27 protein-coding genes are annotated in these 17,244 nt (G+C 68.4%); 5 read left to right on the top strand and 22 right to left on the bottom strand.

The features are described from left to right. Nucleotides 1–132: 132 nt before the first annotated feature. Both ACFWF2_RS30210 and ACFWF2_RS30205 read left to right on the top strand, forming a co-directional pair. The gene (locus ACFWF2_RS30210) at nucleotides 133–402 is read left to right on the top strand and encodes a hypothetical protein (protein WP_379310873.1); all 270 of its coding nucleotides are present in this window, start codon (nucleotides 133–135) and stop codon (nucleotides 400–402) included. A 179-nt stretch (nucleotides 403–581) separates the two neighbouring features. Next, nucleotides 582–1,238: a tyrosine-type recombinase/integrase gene (locus ACFWF2_RS30205; protein WP_379310872.1), complete on the top strand. Its 657-nt coding sequence runs from the start codon at nucleotides 582–584 to the stop codon at nucleotides 1,236–1,238. 65 nt (nucleotides 1,239–1,303) lie between these two features. On the opposite strand, the gene ACFWF2_RS30200 is transcribed toward ACFWF2_RS30205, so the two are convergent. Beyond that, nucleotides 1,304–1,468 carry a hypothetical protein gene (locus ACFWF2_RS30200; RefSeq protein WP_379310871.1) on the bottom strand — a complete coding sequence of 55 codons (165 nt, stop codon included), beginning with the start codon at nucleotides 1,466–1,468 and terminating at the stop codon, nucleotides 1,304–1,306. A gap of 230 nt (nucleotides 1,469–1,698) precedes the next feature. On the opposite strand from ACFWF2_RS30200, the gene ACFWF2_RS30195 reads away from it, so the two are divergent. Together ACFWF2_RS30195 and ACFWF2_RS30190 are read left to right on the top strand one after the other, a co-directional pair. Further along, on the top strand, nucleotides 1,699–2,298 hold the full coding sequence (locus tag ACFWF2_RS30195; protein ID WP_379310870.1) for a helix-turn-helix domain-containing protein: 600 nt from the start codon (nucleotides 1,699–1,701) through the stop codon (nucleotides 2,296–2,298). A 2-nt stretch (nucleotides 2,299–2,300) separates the two neighbouring features. Next, nucleotides 2,301–2,468 carry a hypothetical protein gene (locus ACFWF2_RS30190; protein ID WP_379310869.1) on the top strand — a complete coding sequence of 56 codons (168 nt, stop codon included), beginning with the start codon at nucleotides 2,301–2,303 and terminating at the stop codon, nucleotides 2,466–2,468. A 108-nt stretch (nucleotides 2,469–2,576) separates the two neighbouring features. Here the strand turns inward: ACFWF2_RS30190 and ACFWF2_RS30185 are convergent, their stop codons facing one another. The 21 genes from ACFWF2_RS30185 to ACFWF2_RS30085 all read right to left on the bottom strand — a co-directional run bounded on the left by ACFWF2_RS30185 (nucleotide 2,577) and on the right by ACFWF2_RS30085 (nucleotide 16,856). After that, nucleotides 2,577–3,161: a hypothetical protein gene (locus ACFWF2_RS30185; protein WP_379310868.1), complete on the bottom strand. Its 585-nt coding sequence runs from the start codon at nucleotides 3,159–3,161 to the stop codon at nucleotides 2,577–2,579. Between the two features lie 9 nt (nucleotides 3,162–3,170). Continuing rightward, the gene (locus ACFWF2_RS30180; RefSeq protein ID WP_379310867.1) at nucleotides 3,171–4,526 is read right to left on the bottom strand and encodes a hypothetical protein; all 1,356 of its coding nucleotides are present in this window, start codon (nucleotides 4,524–4,526) and stop codon (nucleotides 3,171–3,173) included. Beyond that, a complete protein-coding gene (locus tag ACFWF2_RS30175; protein ID WP_379310865.1) occupies nucleotides 4,526–6,925 on the bottom strand; it encodes a hypothetical protein in 2,400 nt (799 codons plus the stop codon). The genes ACFWF2_RS30180 and ACFWF2_RS30175 overlap by 1 nt, the downstream gene beginning before the upstream one ends. A gap of 130 nt (nucleotides 6,926–7,055) precedes the next feature. Continuing rightward, entirely contained in the window at nucleotides 7,056–7,349 is a 294-nt protein-coding gene (locus tag ACFWF2_RS30170) for a hypothetical protein (RefSeq protein WP_379310864.1), read from the bottom strand. A gap of 4 nt (nucleotides 7,350–7,353) precedes the next feature. Next, nucleotides 7,354–7,722 (bottom strand): hypothetical protein, encoded by a 369-nt coding sequence (locus ACFWF2_RS30165; protein WP_379310863.1) that lies wholly within the window; start codon nucleotides 7,720–7,722, stop codon nucleotides 7,354–7,356. Continuing rightward, nucleotides 7,719–8,132 (bottom strand): hypothetical protein, encoded by a 414-nt coding sequence (locus tag ACFWF2_RS30160; protein ID WP_379310862.1) that lies wholly within the window; start codon nucleotides 8,130–8,132, stop codon nucleotides 7,719–7,721. Before ACFWF2_RS30160 ends, ACFWF2_RS30165 begins: the two co-directional genes overlap by 4 nt. 12 nt (nucleotides 8,133–8,144) lie before the next feature. Then, complete coding sequence (locus ACFWF2_RS30155; protein ID WP_379310861.1) at nucleotides 8,145–8,495, bottom strand: hypothetical protein; 351 nt, start codon at nucleotides 8,493–8,495, stop codon at nucleotides 8,145–8,147. After that, on the bottom strand, nucleotides 8,492–8,830 hold the full coding sequence (locus ACFWF2_RS30150) for a head-tail connector protein (RefSeq protein ID WP_379310860.1): 339 nt from the start codon (nucleotides 8,828–8,830) through the stop codon (nucleotides 8,492–8,494). The genes ACFWF2_RS30155 and ACFWF2_RS30150 overlap by 4 nt, the downstream gene beginning before the upstream one ends. An 11-nt stretch (nucleotides 8,831–8,841) precedes the next feature. Then, on the bottom strand, nucleotides 8,842–10,380 hold the full coding sequence (locus ACFWF2_RS30145) for a hypothetical protein (protein ID WP_379310859.1): 1,539 nt from the start codon (nucleotides 10,378–10,380) through the stop codon (nucleotides 8,842–8,844). Beyond that, nucleotides 10,377–10,652, bottom strand: a complete 276-nt coding sequence (locus tag ACFWF2_RS30140) for a hypothetical protein (RefSeq protein ID WP_379310858.1) — start codon at nucleotides 10,650–10,652, stop codon at nucleotides 10,377–10,379. Before ACFWF2_RS30140 ends, ACFWF2_RS30145 begins: the two co-directional genes overlap by 4 nt. Then, nucleotides 10,649–10,798, bottom strand: a complete 150-nt coding sequence (locus ACFWF2_RS30135; protein ID WP_379310857.1) for a hypothetical protein — start codon at nucleotides 10,796–10,798, stop codon at nucleotides 10,649–10,651. The genes ACFWF2_RS30140 and ACFWF2_RS30135 overlap by 4 nt, the downstream gene beginning before the upstream one ends. Next, nucleotides 10,795–11,454 (bottom strand): M15 family metallopeptidase, encoded by a 660-nt coding sequence (locus tag ACFWF2_RS30130; protein WP_379310856.1) that lies wholly within the window; start codon nucleotides 11,452–11,454, stop codon nucleotides 10,795–10,797. Before ACFWF2_RS30130 ends, ACFWF2_RS30135 begins: the two co-directional genes overlap by 4 nt. Then, nucleotides 11,451–12,608: a phage portal protein gene (locus tag ACFWF2_RS30125; RefSeq protein ID WP_379310855.1), complete on the bottom strand. Its 1,158-nt coding sequence runs from the start codon at nucleotides 12,606–12,608 to the stop codon at nucleotides 11,451–11,453. The genes ACFWF2_RS30130 and ACFWF2_RS30125 overlap by 4 nt, the downstream gene beginning before the upstream one ends. Before the next feature lie 159 nt (nucleotides 12,609–12,767). Next, on the bottom strand, nucleotides 12,768–12,965 hold the full coding sequence (locus tag ACFWF2_RS30120) for a hypothetical protein (RefSeq protein WP_379310854.1): 198 nt from the start codon (nucleotides 12,963–12,965) through the stop codon (nucleotides 12,768–12,770). Beyond that, entirely contained in the window at nucleotides 12,962–14,362 is a 1,401-nt protein-coding gene (locus ACFWF2_RS30115; protein WP_379310852.1) for a terminase, read from the bottom strand. Before ACFWF2_RS30115 ends, ACFWF2_RS30120 begins: the two co-directional genes overlap by 4 nt. Next, complete coding sequence (locus ACFWF2_RS30110; protein WP_379310851.1) at nucleotides 14,337–14,720, bottom strand: hypothetical protein; 384 nt, start codon at nucleotides 14,718–14,720, stop codon at nucleotides 14,337–14,339. Before ACFWF2_RS30110 ends, ACFWF2_RS30115 begins: the two co-directional genes overlap by 26 nt. Before the next feature lie 122 nt (nucleotides 14,721–14,842). Beyond that, nucleotides 14,843–15,106, bottom strand: coding sequence for an HNH endonuclease (locus ACFWF2_RS30105; protein ID WP_379310850.1), 264 nt, complete (start codon nucleotides 15,104–15,106; stop codon nucleotides 14,843–14,845). 283 nt (nucleotides 15,107–15,389) lie between these two features. Beyond that, a complete protein-coding gene (locus ACFWF2_RS30100) occupies nucleotides 15,390–15,644 on the bottom strand; it encodes a hypothetical protein (protein WP_379310849.1) in 255 nt (84 codons plus the stop codon). 558 nt (nucleotides 15,645–16,202) lie between these two features. Beyond that, nucleotides 16,203–16,328, bottom strand: a complete 126-nt coding sequence (locus tag ACFWF2_RS30095) for a hypothetical protein (RefSeq protein ID WP_379310847.1) — start codon at nucleotides 16,326–16,328, stop codon at nucleotides 16,203–16,205. Further along, nucleotides 16,325–16,525, bottom strand: coding sequence for a hypothetical protein (locus tag ACFWF2_RS30090; RefSeq protein WP_379310846.1), 201 nt, complete (start codon nucleotides 16,523–16,525; stop codon nucleotides 16,325–16,327). The genes ACFWF2_RS30095 and ACFWF2_RS30090 overlap by 4 nt, the downstream gene beginning before the upstream one ends. Nucleotides 16,526–16,610: 85 nt before the next feature. Next, nucleotides 16,611–16,856 (bottom strand): helix-turn-helix domain-containing protein, encoded by a 246-nt coding sequence (locus tag ACFWF2_RS30085; RefSeq protein ID WP_379310845.1) that lies wholly within the window; start codon nucleotides 16,854–16,856, stop codon nucleotides 16,611–16,613. 88 nt (nucleotides 16,857–16,944) lie between these two features. Here ACFWF2_RS30085 and ACFWF2_RS30080 point away from each other — a divergent pair. Beyond that, nucleotides 16,945–17,244, top strand: a 300-nt coding sequence (locus ACFWF2_RS30080) for a helix-turn-helix domain-containing protein (RefSeq protein ID WP_379310844.1), incomplete at its 3' end; no start/stop codon positions are given.

Raw genomic sequence — 17,244 nt, 5'->3', positions numbered from 1 at the left:
GCTCCCCCATCTGGACTCGAACCAGAAACCTGCCGATAAAAGGGGCAAGTTCGCATCGGCGCAGGTCACAGCGTTGGAAGATCTGCGGCGGCGCTCGCCGGGCATCCTGCCTATGCGGCAGGTGGAGGCAGCATGAGCACCGCATTGGATGTGACCCTTTTCACTTACGGTGACCGTGATTCGCTCTCGCGTGAGGCGCTGGCGAAGATCCTGGGCGATGCACACCGGCAGGCGGCGGCGGAGCACCCCGACGACCGGCGCGCGCGCCAGACGTTCGAGCTGGCCTACATCCGGGCGTCGCTGGGGTGGGACGCAGCACAGCAAGGTTGGCGACACGTAGGTGAAAACAAACCTGGCGTACGGAATGGTTCGCCGGGTGGTTGCCCCACCCTGAGCGAATGACCAGAACGTTACGCAGAATTCCTGATGGGTGGGTGAGCGAAGTCATCGACTGGCAAGCCGCGTTGTGTGCGGGTGGAGCACCGAAATCCACTCGGACAACGCGGCTTTCGCATATCCGTGGGCTCGCCCACGGAGTCGGGGGCGAAGTCGGTCCGTGGCAAGTTGCCCCGGATGCACTGGTGCAGTGGGCCGGGCGGCAGGAATGGAAGATCGAAACCCGCCGTTGCTTCCGGTCGTCCGCGCTGCACTTCTACCGGTGGGGTGTCGACTCCGGGAGAACTGAGTTCAACCCGGCCGATCGGCTGCCACGGGTGCGCGAAGCCGATCCGGTCGCGCGGCCCGCACCCGAACAGATCTACGCCGAAGCGCTGGCGCGGGCCGATCCACGGGAACGGCTCATGCTGCGGCTCGCAGCGGAATGCGGGATGCGTCGGGGCGAGGTATCCCGCGTCCACAGCAATGACCTGATTCAGGCGCTCGATGGTTGGTCGCTCATCGTGCACGGCAAGGGTGGCAAGGAAAGGGTCATCCCGTTGCCTGACACGCTCGCCGCGGAGCTGCGGGCGCTGCCCTACGGGTACGCGTTCCCGGGCAACGACGGCGGGCACCTGTCGGCGGATTGGGTGGGCAAGCTCATCGGCCGGTTGATGCCGGGCGTGTGGACCATGCACACGCTCCGGCACCGGTTCGGCACGCTGGCCTACAGCGTCGACCGGGACATCCTGGTCGTTCAGGCGTTGCTGGGTCACGCGTCACCGGTGACCACGCGGCGGTATGTCCGGGTGCCGGATGAGGCGCTACGCCGGACGGTTGTCGCTGTCGGCCGGATCGCGTAGGCCGCACACACAGGAACCCCCACTACCGCAACGGTAGTGGGGGTTCCTCTGTGAACGGGGCGCGGTCAATCGCCGATCGCGCGCAACCCGTTCGGGTGAGCGTCCATCCACCTACGGATGACGGCGTCTACTTCGGCCTGCGTCGAGTTCGACCGGTCCCGGTCCTGCTCGCGTAGCCCGTCAACTACGCGCTGCATGGTTTCGGCGTCGGCCCGTGTTGCGTCTCGCATGATCCTGTCCGCCTCTCTCACGGCTTCACGTTCGATCCAGCTGCGGCCCCACACGAACCGCCAACGTCCGCCCATCGTGTCCCCTAGAGGGTCAATATTGTCGGGACGATTCTGTCCCCCTGTTGGACAGTGAAGCACGAGACACGCTGTGTTGGACAGACAATCGGGGGTACCCTCTGGACACTGTTGTACGGACAGATTCGTCCAACGGAGGGACAGGAAAACAGGACATGACCAGCATCGGCGGGAACATGTACGCCAGGCGCACGGCGCTGAAGATCAGCAGGGCAGCACTGGCAAGGGCCCTTGGCACCAACGAAACTCAGGTGAAGCGCTGGGAGACACAGACGTCCCCGCCGTCCGATCTCCTGGTGTCCATCGCGAAGGCGCTGGACTTCTCGGTCGGCCAACTTCTGGGCATGATGCCGATCGGGTTGGACATGTCGGGCAAGTGGAACGCGGTGTGGCAGACCAGCCGTCGCGGTCAGCCGAACATCAACACTCACGAGCTCGAGGCGACGCACGCGGGCGAGTTCGTCAACTTCCGAGCAACCGGCGACTACGGCTGGAATTCAGACCAGCAGCTCTACGGCACGTCATTGGCGGGCACGTACCGCGCGGTGGAGGTCGACCGCCACGAACACGGCTCGCTGTACTTCGTCCTCGGTCACACCGGCGACGCTGCCATCGGCCGATGGTCGGGGCAGTGGACAGACGGAATCCTTGGCGGCGGGTTCGGCGTGCTCGCCCGCGACCCCGTGCGCGCAGAACTGCTACTCGAATGGCTCATGCGTCACACCGGCCCGATAACCGAATTCCCGGAGGTCTAACCATGTCCCAGTCGGACAACGAACCGTACTTCGACGCAGCGCACAAGGCGTTCGTCGGCAATCACGCCGAGACGCTGCGTGAACTGACGCCAGAGGAGCGCGAAGCGGTGCGCGCCCAGCAAGAGCGCACGCGCGAAATCGGGGAACTCGGCGGGCGCGCCGACACGTAGCGGTCCGCTTACGGTCCGGTGCCGATAAACGGACTGGGCTCTGTGACCTTGTGAAACGTGCTCGCCGGCCTTGCTCCGCAGCGAGGCCGGCGAGCGCGTGCGGTCCGCTTACGGCGCGGCGCGGAGGTAGGTCATTTTGAACCGGCCGCGCACGGCGCCGCCCCACATCGTCCCGCCACCGTTTAGCGCGCCGCCGCTGTCCTGGGTGACCAGCAGCCGCAGCACGTTGCCCGCGGCGAGGTTGAGCACCCCGGATACCTGACCGATGTTGTCCCAGCTGTTCGCGGACTCGGCGCGGGCGAGCACGGTCCCGGCCGAGCCGGTGTTGTTCAGGGTGACTTTCAACGCGCGGCGCCCGTTGGCGTTGGCTGCCCACGGCCACATTGCTTCGACCAGGTACAGGCCGGGCGCGCGGACCGTGAGCCCGGTCGCGTTGGCCTGAATCTGCCCGCCGGGCAACGTGTCCCAATCGGTGGCGTTCCAGGACACCACCGCGTCGGCGGCGTTGGCGACGCTGACCGCCGAGGACCGCGACACCGCCGCGGCGGGCAGGCTCGAGGCGGGCGGGACGCTGAGTGCGTTCAGGACGTCGTCGACGCGTCCGGCGAGCGCGCCGATGGTGGCGGCGCCGTCGGCAATCGGTTCGGTCGGCAGCGGGTAGGGGATCTGGTATTTGGGGGTGTAGGCGGGCATGTCGGCACCTCACGCGGGGTTGTAGACGGTCGGGTCGTCGAAGTAGCGAAAGTCGTTCCAGGTGATCGAACGGGCCAGCTTGAAGTCGTCGGGCCGCTGCCACCACATCCACGACACCAGCTGGTTCCAGCGCATCGGCGTTACGGCGTTGGTGCGCCAGATCGTCGACAGGCGGCAGGTGATGCGCCAGCGCCCGTCGACGTGGCCGATGGTCCCGCCGATGATGGCGAACACCGGGTGGTGCGCCGGGGTCCACGCGGCGAACTGCGACCCGGACACGTACGCCGCGGCCTGCGTCTCCCCGGCGAGGGTGAGCGCGCGGGCCTGCGCGACGGACAGGAAGCCACCGCCGGTGTATCGGGTATCGAGGGTGACCGGTGGGTGCCGCGGTGAGGCGCCCTCGTGTTCGGCGCGGGCCAGCACTGCGGCGATCATCGGGTCGATATGGACGCCGTCGTCGATCCAGGAATCGAACGTGAGCGTGCGGCGTCCGTTCGCGTCGCCGGATGGAATTTCGACCACGGTTGTCCAGTCGTTGAACCCGGCCGTGTTGTCCTTCCATGTAACCTCACACCGGGTCACCACCGAGTTCGGCCCCGCGGACAGTGCCGGGTCGTCGGTGGTGGTCTGCGCGCCCGGTAGCGCGATTCCGTGGTATGTGACGCCGTCGTATTGCGTCGAGGACGGAAATAGGTAGATGGCATCCCCGGCTATGTGGGTGAAATACACGCCGACCGCGTACGCGCGGCGGAACAAATGGCGGCACACATTCTGATCGGGAATGTAGGAGAACGTGTCACCCATCGAATAGTAGAACTCTTCGGTGAGGCGCCGCAGATCGCGCCCGCCGACGTCGAGCGGCCAGCACTGGATATTCACGCTGCCCGGGAAGAAATAGAATTCGTCGATTTCGGCCGGTGCCGCCATGTCGGCAATTCGGTTCGCGCGCACGATCATCGTTTCGCGCGGCCATGTTTCCGGGGCGGCCAGGATGTTGCCGAGGTCGGCATCACGACCGGCCGCGGTGAACGCAATTACCCATTGCCCGGGGCGATCGGTGGGCCGGGCGGTGGCGGCGGTGACCCGGCCGCGGAAACAGACCTGGTCGGCCACGCCGTCGGCAGACCACCCGATGGTCACCCGACGGCCGAGGACGGTACGCGCCGAGATCCGATCCGCCCACGTGCGCGTTCGGTCGACGATCGAGAACGCGACGGTACCCGGGCGGCTGTGTGCCATGTAATCGTCACGGCCCCAAGTGATTTCGAACCCGTCGAGGACGACCGGGGCGAACCCGACGGCGGCGCCGTCGCACCGGATACGGTCGCCGTCGACCTCTACCCACGGTTTCGGATCGAACGCCATCAGGCACCGAGCCTCAGGTCGACCGCGGCGGCAGCGCCGACGGTGCGGTCACGGCCGGTCAGAATGTTCTTGATCTGCTGCGCGGTGGCCTGCGGGTCAATCGCGCCGGTGACGTTCACGCTCACGTTCGTGACGTAGATCGGTTGCGACCCGCCACCGATGACCGCGCCCAGTGATGGCGACGGCGCGGCGGCGGTGAGCTCGGGGTACCCGGCCGCGAAGCCCATCGGCGAGGGCGGCAGGAACCGGAAAAGGCCGGCTGCGGGCGGGACGCCGACCAGCTGCGGCACCGCGGCCGAACCGAACATGTCCGACAGCCACCCCGGCGGGGACGGGAACCGGATATTCGACAGCGCGTTTATCAGGTTCTGTACGAATCCGATAATCGTATTGATCGCGCCGCCCACCAGGTCGATAGCGCCGCGAATCGCATTCCACACAGATTCGCCGATCGACCGGAAAGTCTCGAACGTGGCAATCACGTTGTCGATGGCGCCGGACACCACCGAAACGACGGCGCCGATTACCGCCGACACCACAGCCGAAATGGCATTCCACACCGCCGACCACACCGCCGAAATCAGATTCCAATATCCGACGATCGCGGAGACCACGCCGGAAATAACCGCCGACACAATCGCAATGTACGTTTGCACCGCGGCCACGATGAATTGCCACACCGCGACGGCAGCGTCTTTAATCCAATTCCAGGCAGCAACGGCAGCGGCCGACATCGCTTTCCAGATCGTCTGGAACCATGTCGTTTTGGTGGCGATCAGGACGATTACCGCGATCAGTGCGACGACGGCCAGGATTATCAGGCCGATCGGGTTCGCCGACATGGCGACGTTCCAGGCCCATTGCACCGCCGTCGCGATCTTGCCCGCGTTGCTGTAGAGCAGCATCACGGTGTTGTAGGCGGCCTGCGCGGCAAGGGCGATCTTGGCGCCGAGCGCGATGGCCAGCAGCGTGGGCGCCATCGGGGCAAGGGCCACGGCCATCGAGGCGAGCAGCGGCGCGACGGCGGCGAGCACGGTCACCCACGGAGTGAAGGCCGACACCAGCGCCGGGACGATGGGGGCGAGATTCTGTATCACCTGCGCGAGCGCGGGAAACACGACGCTGGCCATGTTGGCTATTCCGGGTGTCGCCTGTTGGACGGCAGCGCCGACCGCGGTGAAGGCTGGGGCCATCGACTGCGAGACGATCGGGCCCAGCTGGCCCATCAGCCCGAGGACGGGGCCGAGCACGTTCCCGATGTTGGACAGCGTCTGCCCGATCGTGGAGAAGACGCGTTCGATCTGCTCGGGGGTGATCGCGGCGAGCTTGGCGGCGATGTTGTCGAGGAACCCGCCGACCGCGGGGCCGATGCGGGCGAACACGGTCGAGGCGGTCGCGCCGAACGTCGTCAGTCCGGCCGTCAGGTTGGCCACGCCGGGGCCGATCGCGGCGATGAACGACCGCGAGTTCGCGATCATCGTCTGAAGCGCGCCGGTCGGCAGCTTGGCGGCGATCCCTGAGAACATCGTCCCGAGTTCGGTGGCGAGCCCGGCCAGCTGCGGTTGCAGCGTGCCGAGCAGCCCGCCGAGCGTGCCGAACGCTGGCACCAGCGCCGTCGAAAAGCTGTCTGTCACAGCCTGTTTCAGTGACCGCATGGCGAGCAGGAACGGCGCCATGCGTTCGCCGATCATCTTGTTGAACGCGATGTCTGCGTCCTTGAATTGCTTGTTGAACTCCCCGGCGGCGTCCGACAGACCTTTCATCCCCATTTTCAGCACGAGCAGCGCCGGGGCGAGCGTGCCGATGGCACCGGCCAGACCGGCGCCCAGCGCCGCACCGATCGCGGCACCGGCCGCGACCGCGGTGGTACCCAGTGCCGACAGGATGCCCAGCAGCGGCACCGCGGCCAGGACCAGCCGCCCCAGTGCCTTGTACAGATTCAGGACCGCGCCCACGCCGGACGCGACCGCGCGCAGCACCATGATGGCCGAGGCGAGCCGGGCGATATCGCGGGCGGCCTTCGCCGCGGCCTGCCCGGTGACCCGCATGGCCAGCGCGAGTTTCAGCAGTGCGGCGCGGACCGGGCCGGGCAGGATCGCGAACAGCGCCGCGGCCACGGTGCGCGCCTTGGCGGCCAGCGACCCGGCCGCACCGGCGGCGAACTTGAGCGCCGCCGATGAGGCGATGGCCTTGCGCGCCAGCAGCGCCAGGGCGACGCCGCCGTATTGGGCGACGGTGGAAATGGTCGAGATGTTGCGGGCGACGAACAGCGCCGCGGTTCCGGCGGTGACGACCGCCGAGGACATGCGGCGTGCGGCGTCGGCGGTCCGGCGCATGGCCGACTGTGCGCCGGACCCGTCGCCGGTGATCCGCACCGCGAGGATTGCCGTACTCGCCAACGTTCCTACCTCCTGCGCTTGGCCTCTTCGGCCTGGTCGTGGAGCACTTGCACCGCGGTAGCGATCACCTCGTCAGATTCGGCAAGCCATTGCGCGACAGTGCAATTCGTCGCGACCGCCAGTTCGACGATCAGGCGTTCGACGGTGCCCGGTTCGTAGGGTCCACCGGTTCGGCCTCCTCGAGGACGACCACGGCCACGTCGTTGCCGAACTCGTCGAACGATCCGGCGTAGTGGCCGAGGCGCCGCAGCACGGCGAACCCCAGGAAGTTCTTGTAGGTGGTGATGTCGTCCTGCATCGGCTCCCACTTGTGGCGGCGGCGGGTGCTGGCGTACAGCATTTCGTCGGCCACGGTGGTGGGCAGGTTCTCGTACTCGGTGCCGTCGACCATGCCGACCGATACATAGGTGCGCTGAATTGCCATGTGACTAAATGCCTTTCACAGTGTCGAGAGTGCGGGTGACGTGGCGTTCGTAGCGTGAGACCCACGCCGGTTCCGACGATTGCGCGGCCACGGTGACGAACGGGCGGGCGGAGATGGCGCGAGCGGGCCAGCCCCAGTGGATGACTCCGGCGTAGGGCAGGGCGGAGGTGACGGCGGCGGTTTTCGGTCCCCACACGCCGACCGTCAGCGACGCCGACAGGCGGCCGGTGCGCCGCGGTGCGAGTCCGCGCGCCGCCGCCAGGGTCGAGGCGGCGGCGGCGCGGGCCGGGGCCGACAGCTCACCCATCCGCGACGCCGCGGCGTCGAGGGTGGCGGCGAGCTGCCGGTCTCCGTAGATGTGCACGCCGATCATGGCGTGGTCGTCATCACCGGGTCGCCGACGACCGGGAATTCGAAATCGCTTGTCGGCTTGGTCTTCACATCACCGCCGACCGAAAGCGGCCGGACCACAATCGAGCCGGTGAACGCGGTACCCGCCGCGGTCGAGGGGGTGAACGAGAACGGCTGTGTGCTGCCCGCGTTGGTCCAGGTCCAATCGACGACGCCGCCGTCAGCCAGGTCCTGAATCGCGGTGCCGGTCAGCTTCCACGACGTTTTCTGTTCGCCGGGCAGGGTGTCACCGCACAGCGTGGGCAGATCGTCGTCAGCGTCGAACTCCGGTTCCAGGACGGCGTTGGTGATCTGGCACGAGATGTCCAGCGCGGTACCGACCGGGCCGAGGGTGAGGGTGCCCGGTCCCATTTTGTAGCTCTTGACAGGCATTTCTGTTGCCTCCTAGCAGGTTTCGAGTTCGGTGGTGACCCGGAACGCGGGGAGCGGGGCCGGGGTATCGGGGAGCGCCAGCGATTCGGCCAGCGAGGTCGGCGCGTCCGGATCGACGACCGACAGCACGACATCGAGCATTTCCGACAGGACTTTCAGCGCGGCCGGGGTGCCGTTGTCGGGGGCGATCAGCCACAGATCGACGGTGACGGTGCCACCGGCGAGGATGTCGTGGGTGATCTGGCGCGGGGAGATCCAGACCGCGGGCGGGTTGACGTTGCGCGGGTCGATCGTGACGCGCAATCCGGCCTCGTCGATCAGGTCGACCAGTTCGTCCAGCAGCACGGGCAGCGGGGTGCTCATCCGACCGTGGGCCGTTCGTAGGCGCCGAGCCCGAGCAGCGCGGCGATATCGGGATCGTTGCGCGAGACGTAGACCGGGCCCAGCTCGCCCAGCGACTCCACACCGCTGGGCGAGTTGCGACGCCGGTAGACCCGTGCGGCGAGCATGACCGCGCCCTGTTCCTGATTCGCGGGCCACCCGCCTGCGGCAATCGCTGCGGTGCCGAACCACAGCGCCACAAGCGCATTCACGGCGCCGACGACATCGGTGATCAGGTCGTCGTCGGCGGTGTCGGTGACCCGTAGGTGTGCCTTGACCGCGGGGACGGTGCAGGCGGCGGGGATAGGTGCGGTCACGGTCGCCTACCTCACGGGGTCGGGGTGTAGTTGACCGACACCAGCGCGCCGTCGTCGTTGAGCAGCGTGGCGAAGTAGCCGAACACCGCGGCGTCACGGCCGCCGCGGGCCAGGTCGACCGCCTCCACACGGATCGGCGAGCCTCCCAGTTCGTACCAGGTCGCGGCAGGCTTGGCGCCTACGATCACCTTGCCCGCGGGGACCAGGTTCGACGGGGTCAGCCGCGACGGGGTGAAGCTGAACAGCTCGAGCCACGCGGGCACGTCGAGGTCTGTCACCTTCATCAGGTCGAGGTAGTCGCCGGGGTTGACCAGTGCGAACGTGGCGGTTGCACGGCGCGGGCCGTACTTGATTGCGTGGATGCCGAGTGCGACCGCCTCGAGCAGCGACGGCGCCGATTCCGGGGTCACCCCGTCGGACTCCATCACCGGGGCCGCGTTGGTGGTGACGAACGTGGCGGCCTTATGGTCGGACACGACCGCGTAGCTTTCGGCCATCGCGGCCCAGTAGGACCGGATGAACTCGTGGTCGTTGAAATCCCAGAACTTGCGGTCGATGTCGTGACCACCGGCGAGCCGTTCCGCTTCCGTCGAAACCAACTCGGTCGCAACGGGGTTCGTCGGAATCTCGGTCTTGTTGCCCGCGTAGGTCGCGACGGTCGGCCTGGTGACCCAGCGCCACCCGGTGACCTTCCAGTGCGACAGTGGCCGATTGGTGAGCAGCGGCACGATTTCGCGCTGGTAGGCCACGCCGTCCCACAGCTCACCCACCCAGCCATCCGGGGACACCCACGGGTTGGCCGATCGGGTGATGTCGGCCAGGGCCGCGGTGATGGTCAGGTCCCCGCGGCGGGCGGCTTGCAGAGTGTCCAGCACGTTGTCCATCGACATCGGCCGCGGTGCGGTGGTGGTCGGCAGACCGACCGGCGCCGCGGCTGCGGTGATCTCCGGTCCGTTTTCGGCCGGGGTCGCCGGGGCGATGACCGGGGCCGGAGCGGTCGCCGGCGAACCCGGTACCGCCGGTGCCGGTCCGGTTACGTCGGCCGGTGCGGTCGTGGTTTCGATCTCGGGGGGCATGGCGTTCTCCTGGTGTGAGGCGGTCACGTCGGTGACGCGGGCGTCATCGAACGCGGGGATAGGGACCAGCGCGACGGCGGACAGCTGAGCACTGGTCACGGTGCGTCGGTCCGGCGACAGCTGGACATTGACCAGTTCGACCGAGAGCGCGTCACGGACACCGCCCGCGGCGTCGGCGAGCGCCTGGTCTCCGTCTGCGCCGGGGCCGACGCGAAACGACATCGTGAGCGCGCCGCCCGCGTCGTGGGCGGCGGTGGCGTAGCCGACCGGGGTACCGCCCGCGTTGGAGTGATCGCGGAACAGCTTCACCCGCTTGAGGTCGGCCGGAATCTGAACGGCACCGGCGGCGACGGTGACCGGTCCGGCCGAGGTGCGTCCGGTCACCCCGTAGGGCAGCACGGCGCCGGTGATGGTGCGCCCGGCCGAATCCGCGGACAGGTCCGCCGCGGCGGGGGTGGTGGTGAGTTTGTTCATCGTGCGTCTCTCCGGTGTCGGCCGGGGTCATTGGTGGCGGCGAGCAGCGGCATGGCGTGGCTGAGCCACTGGTCTACCTCCGGAATCGCCAAAACTCTTGTGACAACGGCATTTCCGGCAAGCGCGGCGGCGATGACGACCGCGGCCCAGGTCTGCCCGAGGTGGGAGACCAGTAGCGGGACCAGTGGGCCCAGTCCGACCAGCGTTGCCGCCGTCGACCGGGTCGCGGCCCGGCCGGGGTGCGCGCACTGCGTCGGCTGGGCATCGGTCATTGCCTCGTCAGCTCCCGGTGAGCGCCGCCGGTGACGGCGCGGGCCTGCATGGCGTTGGTGACCGAGATCAGCAGCCACGCGACCGCACCGACCGAGATCAGCGCCGTGCAGGCGACCGCGAACGCGAGGATTGCGAACCACATCACCGGGCCGCCCCCTGCTCGTCGATCTTGGTTTCGATGTCGGTCAGCCGGTCGAGCACGGCGGGCAGTGTCGACCGGTGCAGTTCCTCGATCTTGCGGTCGATCTCGAGGACGAAATCGGCCAGCGGCGCGGCGTAGTTGCTGCCGGGCACCTTCGATTTGTAGACGGGTTCGGACACGGTGGGTTCCTCCTGATAGACGCCGAGGTATCCGGCGGACAGATCGGCGGCGAGCTGCGCCAAGCGCGGATCACCGGGCCGCACAGCGATTTCGGTGTGCATCTCGTCGACCGGCGAATCCCAGTCGCCACCCCACGCGAGGACGCCGCGGAACTCGTCGAGCATCCGGTGTACTTCGGCGCGCTGGTGATGGGGCATCGTGTGCGCCCGGAAGTGCAGTGTCGAGGCGTTGAGGTCGACCGCGGTCCCGGACAGGTGGCAGCTCGTGGGGTGGTCGTTGGTGGCCGACCAACCCCAGTAGTCGCGCGGCTTGAACGTGTCGATAGGCCGAATTCGCTTGTGCCACAACGAAGCCCATGCGTTGAGCACAGTGGCGACGTCACCGGCGCGGATTTCGATGCGGACATCGCGGGTGCCGGGGACCAGTGCGCGGACCAGTTCGCCGGTGCCGATGAACGGCCATCCGTTGTATGAGGTCATCGGGGGTTCTCCTGCGGTTGGGGTGCCGCGCCCGGCGGCACGGGGGCGGTGTCGCCGGGCGCGGGTGCTGCGGGCCGGGTGGGGGTCGGCCCGCCGTCGTCGGGCGGCGCGACGGCACGGGCGCCGGGGCCGACGAAGTTCTCTGCGTCGAACTGGACGCGTTGGCCGCGTGGGCACATGTCGTCCATGCCGAGCCGCGCGGAGATGGCCGACATGTACGGCGCCAGGCCGTAATCGACCAACTCCTGATTGCGGCTCTCAGTCGTCGAGTACGTCAGCGATGCACTGTTCGGGGATGCGTCGATCATCACCGCGGGCACGCCGACAGTGCGGGCCACGTCGACCGCGGCGGCGTTGCGGCCGTCGATCAACAGGTGTTCGTTCGCCGCGCCCAGCTCGCGAACCTCGATACTCTTCGGCGTCATCGCGACGCCGCCGTTTTCGCCGCGCCGCGCCGCGACCCAATCGGCGATCAGATCCGCGCGGGCCTCTTTGGTCATCGGGGCGTCGTTGGTCTGGTGCAACTCGGTCTGTGCCGATGGCGTGGTCGCTGCCTTGTCGGCAGCGGCGAGCAGCCGCGCGGCGTGGCGAATGGCGTTCTTGCCGTTCCACAGGATGCCCTCGTCGACGCCGGGGATCAGGCACACCGACGAGTCCGCGACCAACTCGCCGTCAACGACGATTCGGCCAACGGTGTCGAAATCCCAACGGTCCCAAGGGAGTCGGTCGGCCGTTAGCACGGCGCCATCGGCGGCGCGGGTGAGCGCCCACAGCGACCAGCCCCAGAACATGAGGTCGTCGACGGTCCACAGCATCCGGTGATACGGGCTCATGGCGCCGTCGGTGCGGTCCAGCCAGGTCGGCTGCTGCGGTAATACGTCGTCGCCGCGGAGCACGTGCAGCGACATTCCGGCGATCGCGCCGCAGATGATGCGGCGGGCGCGGGCGACCGCGGGAACGGCCATCGCTTCCAGCCGCGTCATCGGCAACACGTTCTCCAGCCCGACCAGGTCGGGCCAGACAACCTGATTCAGGTGCGACGGATACGCGGACCACGGGGAGGAGACTTCGACGCGCTGCGGGGCGTACGGCGTCGAGGACGCGACCAGGTCCGGCAGAGACCGGACCGCGCGGAGTGACGACAGGATGCCCATGCACTTATCGTTCGGACCTTGCCAACTCTCGCGAAGCGCCACGCCGGGGCGCGGTCCGTTTCCGAGTCGCTGCCGATAAGTGCACTCGGAGCGTTGACCTGCGTGGATGCTTTCGCCGGCCTCGCTCCGGAGCGAGGCCGGCGAGCGGATGCGGTCCGGTTACGCCGAGCGTGCCGCGGCGTTGGCGCTGGCGCGTTTCTTGGCGGTCTTGTCGTCGGCGTGGGCGGTGAACACGTGGGCGCGGCAGGCGCGGGCGTTCTCGGCGTGGGACGCTCCGGCGTAGCGCCACCCGCACGCGCACACGCTCACGGTGCCGTAAGCCGTCGAGTCCGTGCGGAACTGCGGCGGCGGCTTCATCCGAACCACACTTCCGGCGCGGTCTCTTCGCCGTCCTGGTGCAGCAGCGCATACAGCGCCAGCGATGCGGCCTCCATCGGCGCGATGCTGCCGAGCGTGCGCCGCGACAGCGCGAACGCGTCACCGACCGGCCGTTTGGCGAGAATCTCGGCGGCGGCGTCGAACGCGGCGTCGGTGCGCACGTGCACGATGGCCGGGGCGCCTTCGGGCGGGTCGATGCCGTCGACCAGCTGCGCGGCGGCGGCGCACACTTCGCGGGTGCCGATCTTGGCCAGTTCGACACCGGCCACGTCGAGTTCGTCGGCGAGCGCGCCGGACGGGCCGTGCCGGTCGATCGCAACACCGTGGTGCAGGTGCGCGGCGGCCAGCTGCGGCACGCGGTCGATGGCCCAGCGCCAGCCGGGGCGGACGTCGACCAGCTCGAGGACCGGCACGCCGTCGACCGGCGCCGCGGCGACGATGGCGGTTTCGTCGCGGTCGATCGACACCGCCACACCGAACGCGGGACGCGCACCCGCCGGAATCGACGCGGTGGTCTGCGCGTCGTTCCACCGGTCGACGGAGATCAGGCGATCGGCCGCGCCGGTACGCCGGTTGCCGTAGGCGCGGGCGAACTCGCCAGCGGACAGCGACGGCCGCGCCGCGCGGATGTCGTCGACGGTGCAGGTGTGGCCGACCGCGGGATGAGCCGCGGCGACGGCGTCGATATCTTCGGAGTCGACGCCGGGGCCGATGCCGTAGTCGACCAGGCACGCGCCGGGCAGCGCGTCGGCGCGGGCCGCGTCGATCAGGCCGTGGAACCACACAGAATCCGCGGTGCCTTCGGTGGACACGATCCACGTTTGCGGGTTGGACCGGGTGAGCTGGGTGGGCACGATCGCGCCCATGAGCGCGATGGCGTCGGGTTCCTTGAGGTCCCAGCCCTCGTCAATGACGTTGAGGTCGGACTGATTTCCGTGCAGGTAGTTCCCGGTCGGCGGGTGCGCCTTGATCCGGCCGCCGGTCATCGGCACGTCGATGCGGGTGTCTCCGGCGCCGCGTTTGCACGACAGCATCGGCGCCAGCGCCGTGCGTTCGGCGTGCTCGATCATCTCCGTCAGCTGCTCGCGCGCCTTGATCCCCGACTGTGCGGTGTACCAGATACGGCCGCCGGTGAGGTGGATGGCCCGGTGTAGCGAAACACCCAGCGACACAACGGTTTTTCCGGACTGTCGGGGCACGGTGACCAGGACCAGCGGGTACCGGAACCGGTCGCCGTCGAGCTCGGTGGCCACGCGCACGGCGTCGTGTTGCCACGGGATCAGGGGACGGCCGAGCCCTACGGCGAGCTTGCCGATGGCGCCGACGTAGGACCGGGCGCCGGGCGTGGCCTCAGTGTGGTGTCTGGGTGTCGGCATCGTCACTGGCTCCCATCGCATCGAGTAGTTCGCGGAACACGTCGGAGGACCGGGCCGCGCCGTCGCGCTGGGCGCGCGGGGACAGCTCGAGCGCGTCGACGGCTTCGGTGACGCCGGGCAGCAGCTTGGCCAGGCCGTAGGGCAAGCCGCGGGCCTTGAACGCGTCGGAGCAGACCGCCGCGTCGTGCAGGAACGCGGCCAGGGCATCGGCTTCGGGCGGCAGGTCGGCGGCGGCCAGGGCGGCATCGACGCGGGCGGTCGTCTCGCCGGGGGTCAGCGGTCCGGCCACCGGCACGAGGGCGCCGCCGAACAAGTCGGCCTGCCCGTCCTTGGGGGCGCGCGGGTCTGGTCTGGGCATCGGTTCGACTCCTCACCTTGCGTTCTGGTCTAGATGACTGAAATGTACCCACCCCCGGTATGGGTATCGCCTCGAAAAAATGGAAGGAGGGCGCGGGACGTCCGGCGCGGTCGCGGTCAAAGTCACCACCGCCGAGACGGCGCGAGCGTTTGCGCGCGGATCGGGTGACGGCGGAACCATTCGTCGAGTGGCATGTCTTGGCGCGCGCTGTTGCATCGACGGTGTGCAGGGCGGAGATTGGCGAGCGCGTCGCTGCCGTTCCTGCTGCGTGGGATCACGTGGTCGGCACTGTTGGCGCCGAGACGGCCGCAGAGGTGGCACCGCACCCCATACGTTTCGAGGGTGAGGCGTACCAGTTCCTGCGCTCCACGGCCGCCCCAGCTCATTTGGACTCGTCGGGTGGTGCGACCGGTTCGACGGGGACGATGGTGACCGGCGGCGGGCCGACGTGGGGCGGCGGGCCTCCGGCCGGCCTCACATCCAGGCGTCGGATCCGGGCGTTGCTAGCCGGTGCTTTGCGGGCGCGCCCGACTGCCCGAACCGGGTCGGTGATGTACGCGAGGGCGGCGTCGATCGTGGGCGGGCAGTCACACCCGTAGCAGTCGCTGCACACTCCGCACGATGGGCAACGGTCGGTGACGCGGCACCCGCACGGGGGTTCGGGCCAGCTCATGACATCACCGCGCCGGGGATCCAGGGCGGGCATCCTCCGGACGGCCGGTGCAGCCGGTAGCGGGTGATACCGCGCCGCTTCGCCTCGATCAGGTCGACGCCGATCAGGATGACAGCGCGGTCACCCTGGACGCGCACCGTGCCGAACGGGTCGGGCGTGCAGTCCAGTGGCAGCCACTCGCCGTTCATCCTGCGTCGGTAGGCGATCGGGCCGAAGCACACGCGGCACACGTTGGTGTCTTCCAGGTCCATCAGTCCTCACTTCATTGGTGGAACACGTTCCAGTTCATTCGGTGATCAGGGAGAGTGGCCGGGGCTGAGATTCGTTGCCGCCGTAGATATTCCGGTGGAAGGTGGAGATATTCCGGAGCGTTGGGTCGCCTCCCAGCGCCCGGCCTCCCAGTTTTCCGCCCACCGCATGCGTCCCCAACGCCTCTGGCCCCGTGTCCCTTTGGGGCACAAGGCTTTCGGTATGTCCCTACGTCCACCCTGATCAGGGGAGTCGGTAGAGCCGCGGGCCGGTTCCTCGCGGGATTAGTTGAGTGGGCACACACCGGGGCAGTCGGTTTACGGCGGACTTGCCAGATAGCGCCGTGGAGCCTCGAGCGGGTGTCTAGGCGGCATCACCGCCCGAAGTGGAGACCCGCACGCGCCCAGGGATCGACACCGGGCGCGTGCGGGCGTCTACGCTGCCGCCGCGGCATTCCCGGCAGCGCCACACATCACCCGATGGCAGCCGCGGAACGCGGGTTCGGGGATGGAAGGGGCGCCCGCACTCGGGGCAGCGGGGCAGCGGCTCAGAACGGCGGATCATGGCAAGAACACCGCCAGGATCAGCCAGGCCGTGAGGATGAGGGCCAGGACGCGGCCGAGGTCAACCAACAGACCGGCCAACGATTCGGGCCGGTCGATGCGGCGGGCACGCTGCGCGATCACCGAAACACTCCGGACGCGGGCGGCGGGATCTCGTCGAGTTCGTCGGCAACGGAGCGGAGCAGCTTCGCCACGTCCGCGCGGGACAGCGGCGAGCCCTCTCGAACGCTCACATCAACGATGCGGTTGGCGGCGTCGGCCAGAACCACGACGTCATACCGGCACGGGTCGATCAGATGGGGATCGTACGGAGCGGTCATGCGCTCAGCTCCAACCCAATCCAGATGAGCGCGGGCCAGCTGGCGCCGAGGACGACCGTCCACGCAATTGCCTGCGCGCGGGCCGTCACGCGGCAACCTTGCCCAGAGTCGCGAACGCCGCGCGCCGTTCGGCGGCCAGGCGCTCAACGGCGGCCCGGTCGTACAGCCACCGGCTACGGCCTTGGCCGCGTTCGCCGCGCTGGAGGTAGGGCAGGTAGCCGGAGCGAGACCAGCGGTTGACCGTGCCCGTGGTCACGCCGAGGATCCGCGCGGCCGTCGACGTCGTGATTTCTAGGCCATCTTCGCCCGAAGTGACACACGTACGATTCATGAGCCCCAGAGTGATTGCTTTGAATCACTCTGTCAACAACCTGCCACGTAGTGTGTCTAAATCTCATCTGCGCACATATGATGGCGATATGACTCAGGCACTCCGGCGGGGCATCATTCCCGCACAACTCGTCAGGCATCGGCTTGTGATGGCGCGGGAGGTGAGGGGCATCACGCAACGCGAGCTCGCTACTGAGATCGGCGTCGGCGTGGCAACCGTGCAGCGCGCCGAGCAGGGAACGGTCACACCGAAGCGCGCTGTCGTGATGGCGTGGGCGATGGCTACCGGCGTCGATCTGACTTGGCTGGAGACGGGAAAGGCCCCGTCACCAGAAGGTGACGGGGCCTCTACGCTCCCCCATCTGGACTCGAACCAGAAACCTGCCGAT

Source organism: Nocardia sp. NPDC060259, assembly GCF_042728775.1.
GTDB lineage: Bacteria > Actinomycetota > Actinomycetes > Mycobacteriales > Mycobacteriaceae > Nocardia.
The sequence above is the reverse complement of the archived record's forward strand: the minus strand, read 5'-3'. Positions and strand labels throughout refer to the sequence as shown.

What these genes read in the sequence shown, in the direction of transcription:
- ACFWF2_RS30155 (WP_379310861.1), bottom strand. Translation starts at nt 8,495, where the DNA reads ATGAGCACCCCGCTGCCCGTGCTGCTGGACGAACTGGTCGACCTGATC.
- ACFWF2_RS30145 (WP_379310859.1), bottom strand. Translation starts at nt 10,380, where the DNA reads ATGAACAAACTCACCACCACCCCCGCCGCGGCGGACCTGTCCGCGGAT.
- ACFWF2_RS30185 (WP_379310868.1), bottom strand. Translation starts at nt 3,161, where the DNA reads ATGCCCGCCTACACCCCCAAATACCAGATCCCCTACCCGCTGCCGACC.
- ACFWF2_RS30180 (WP_379310867.1), bottom strand. Translation starts at nt 4,526, where the DNA reads ATGGCGTTCGATCCGAAACCGTGGGTAGAGGTCGACGGCGACCGTATC.
- ACFWF2_RS30195 (WP_379310870.1), top strand. Translation starts at nt 1,699, where the DNA reads ATGACCAGCATCGGCGGGAACATGTACGCCAGGCGCACGGCGCTGAAG.
- ACFWF2_RS30100 (WP_379310849.1), bottom strand. Translation starts at nt 15,644, where the DNA reads ATGGACCTGGAAGACACCAACGTGTGCCGCGTGTGCTTCGGCCCGATC.
- ACFWF2_RS30170 (WP_379310864.1), bottom strand. Translation starts at nt 7,349, where the DNA reads ATGGCAATTCAGCGCACCTATGTATCGGTCGGCATGGTCGACGGCACC.
- ACFWF2_RS30210 (WP_379310873.1), top strand. Translation starts at nt 133, where the DNA reads ATGAGCACCGCATTGGATGTGACCCTTTTCACTTACGGTGACCGTGAT.
- ACFWF2_RS30115 (WP_379310852.1), bottom strand. Translation starts at nt 14,362, where the DNA reads ATGCCGACACCCAGACACCACACTGAGGCCACGCCCGGCGCCCGGTCC.
- ACFWF2_RS30190 (WP_379310869.1), top strand. Translation starts at nt 2,301, where the DNA reads ATGTCCCAGTCGGACAACGAACCGTACTTCGACGCAGCGCACAAGGCG.
- ACFWF2_RS30200 (WP_379310871.1), bottom strand. Translation starts at nt 1,468, where the DNA reads ATGCGAGACGCAACACGGGCCGACGCCGAAACCATGCAGCGCGTAGTT.
- ACFWF2_RS30125 (WP_379310855.1), bottom strand. Translation starts at nt 12,608, where the DNA reads ATGGGCATCCTGTCGTCACTCCGCGCGGTCCGGTCTCTGCCGGACCTG.
- ACFWF2_RS30140 (WP_379310858.1), bottom strand. Translation starts at nt 10,652, where the DNA reads ATGACCGATGCCCAGCCGACGCAGTGCGCGCACCCCGGCCGGGCCGCG.
- ACFWF2_RS30165 (WP_379310863.1), bottom strand. Translation starts at nt 7,722, where the DNA reads ATGATCGGCGTGCACATCTACGGAGACCGGCAGCTCGCCGCCACCCTC.
- ACFWF2_RS30090 (WP_379310846.1), bottom strand. Translation starts at nt 16,525, where the DNA reads ATGACCGCTCCGTACGATCCCCATCTGATCGACCCGTGCCGGTATGAC.
- ACFWF2_RS30110 (WP_379310851.1), bottom strand. Translation starts at nt 14,720, where the DNA reads ATGCCCAGACCAGACCCGCGCGCCCCCAAGGACGGGCAGGCCGACTTG.
- ACFWF2_RS30160 (WP_379310862.1), bottom strand. Translation starts at nt 8,132, where the DNA reads ATGCCTGTCAAGAGCTACAAAATGGGACCGGGCACCCTCACCCTCGGC.
- ACFWF2_RS30120 (WP_379310854.1), bottom strand. Translation starts at nt 12,965, where the DNA reads ATGAAGCCGCCGCCGCAGTTCCGCACGGACTCGACGGCTTACGGCACC.
- ACFWF2_RS30105 (WP_379310850.1), bottom strand. Translation starts at nt 15,106, where the DNA reads ATGAGCTGGGGCGGCCGTGGAGCGCAGGAACTGGTACGCCTCACCCTC.
- ACFWF2_RS30085 (WP_379310845.1), bottom strand. Translation starts at nt 16,856, where the DNA reads ATGAATCGTACGTGTGTCACTTCGGGCGAAGATGGCCTAGAAATCACG.
- ACFWF2_RS30130 (WP_379310856.1), bottom strand. Translation starts at nt 11,454, where the DNA reads ATGACCTCATACAACGGATGGCCGTTCATCGGCACCGGCGAACTGGTC.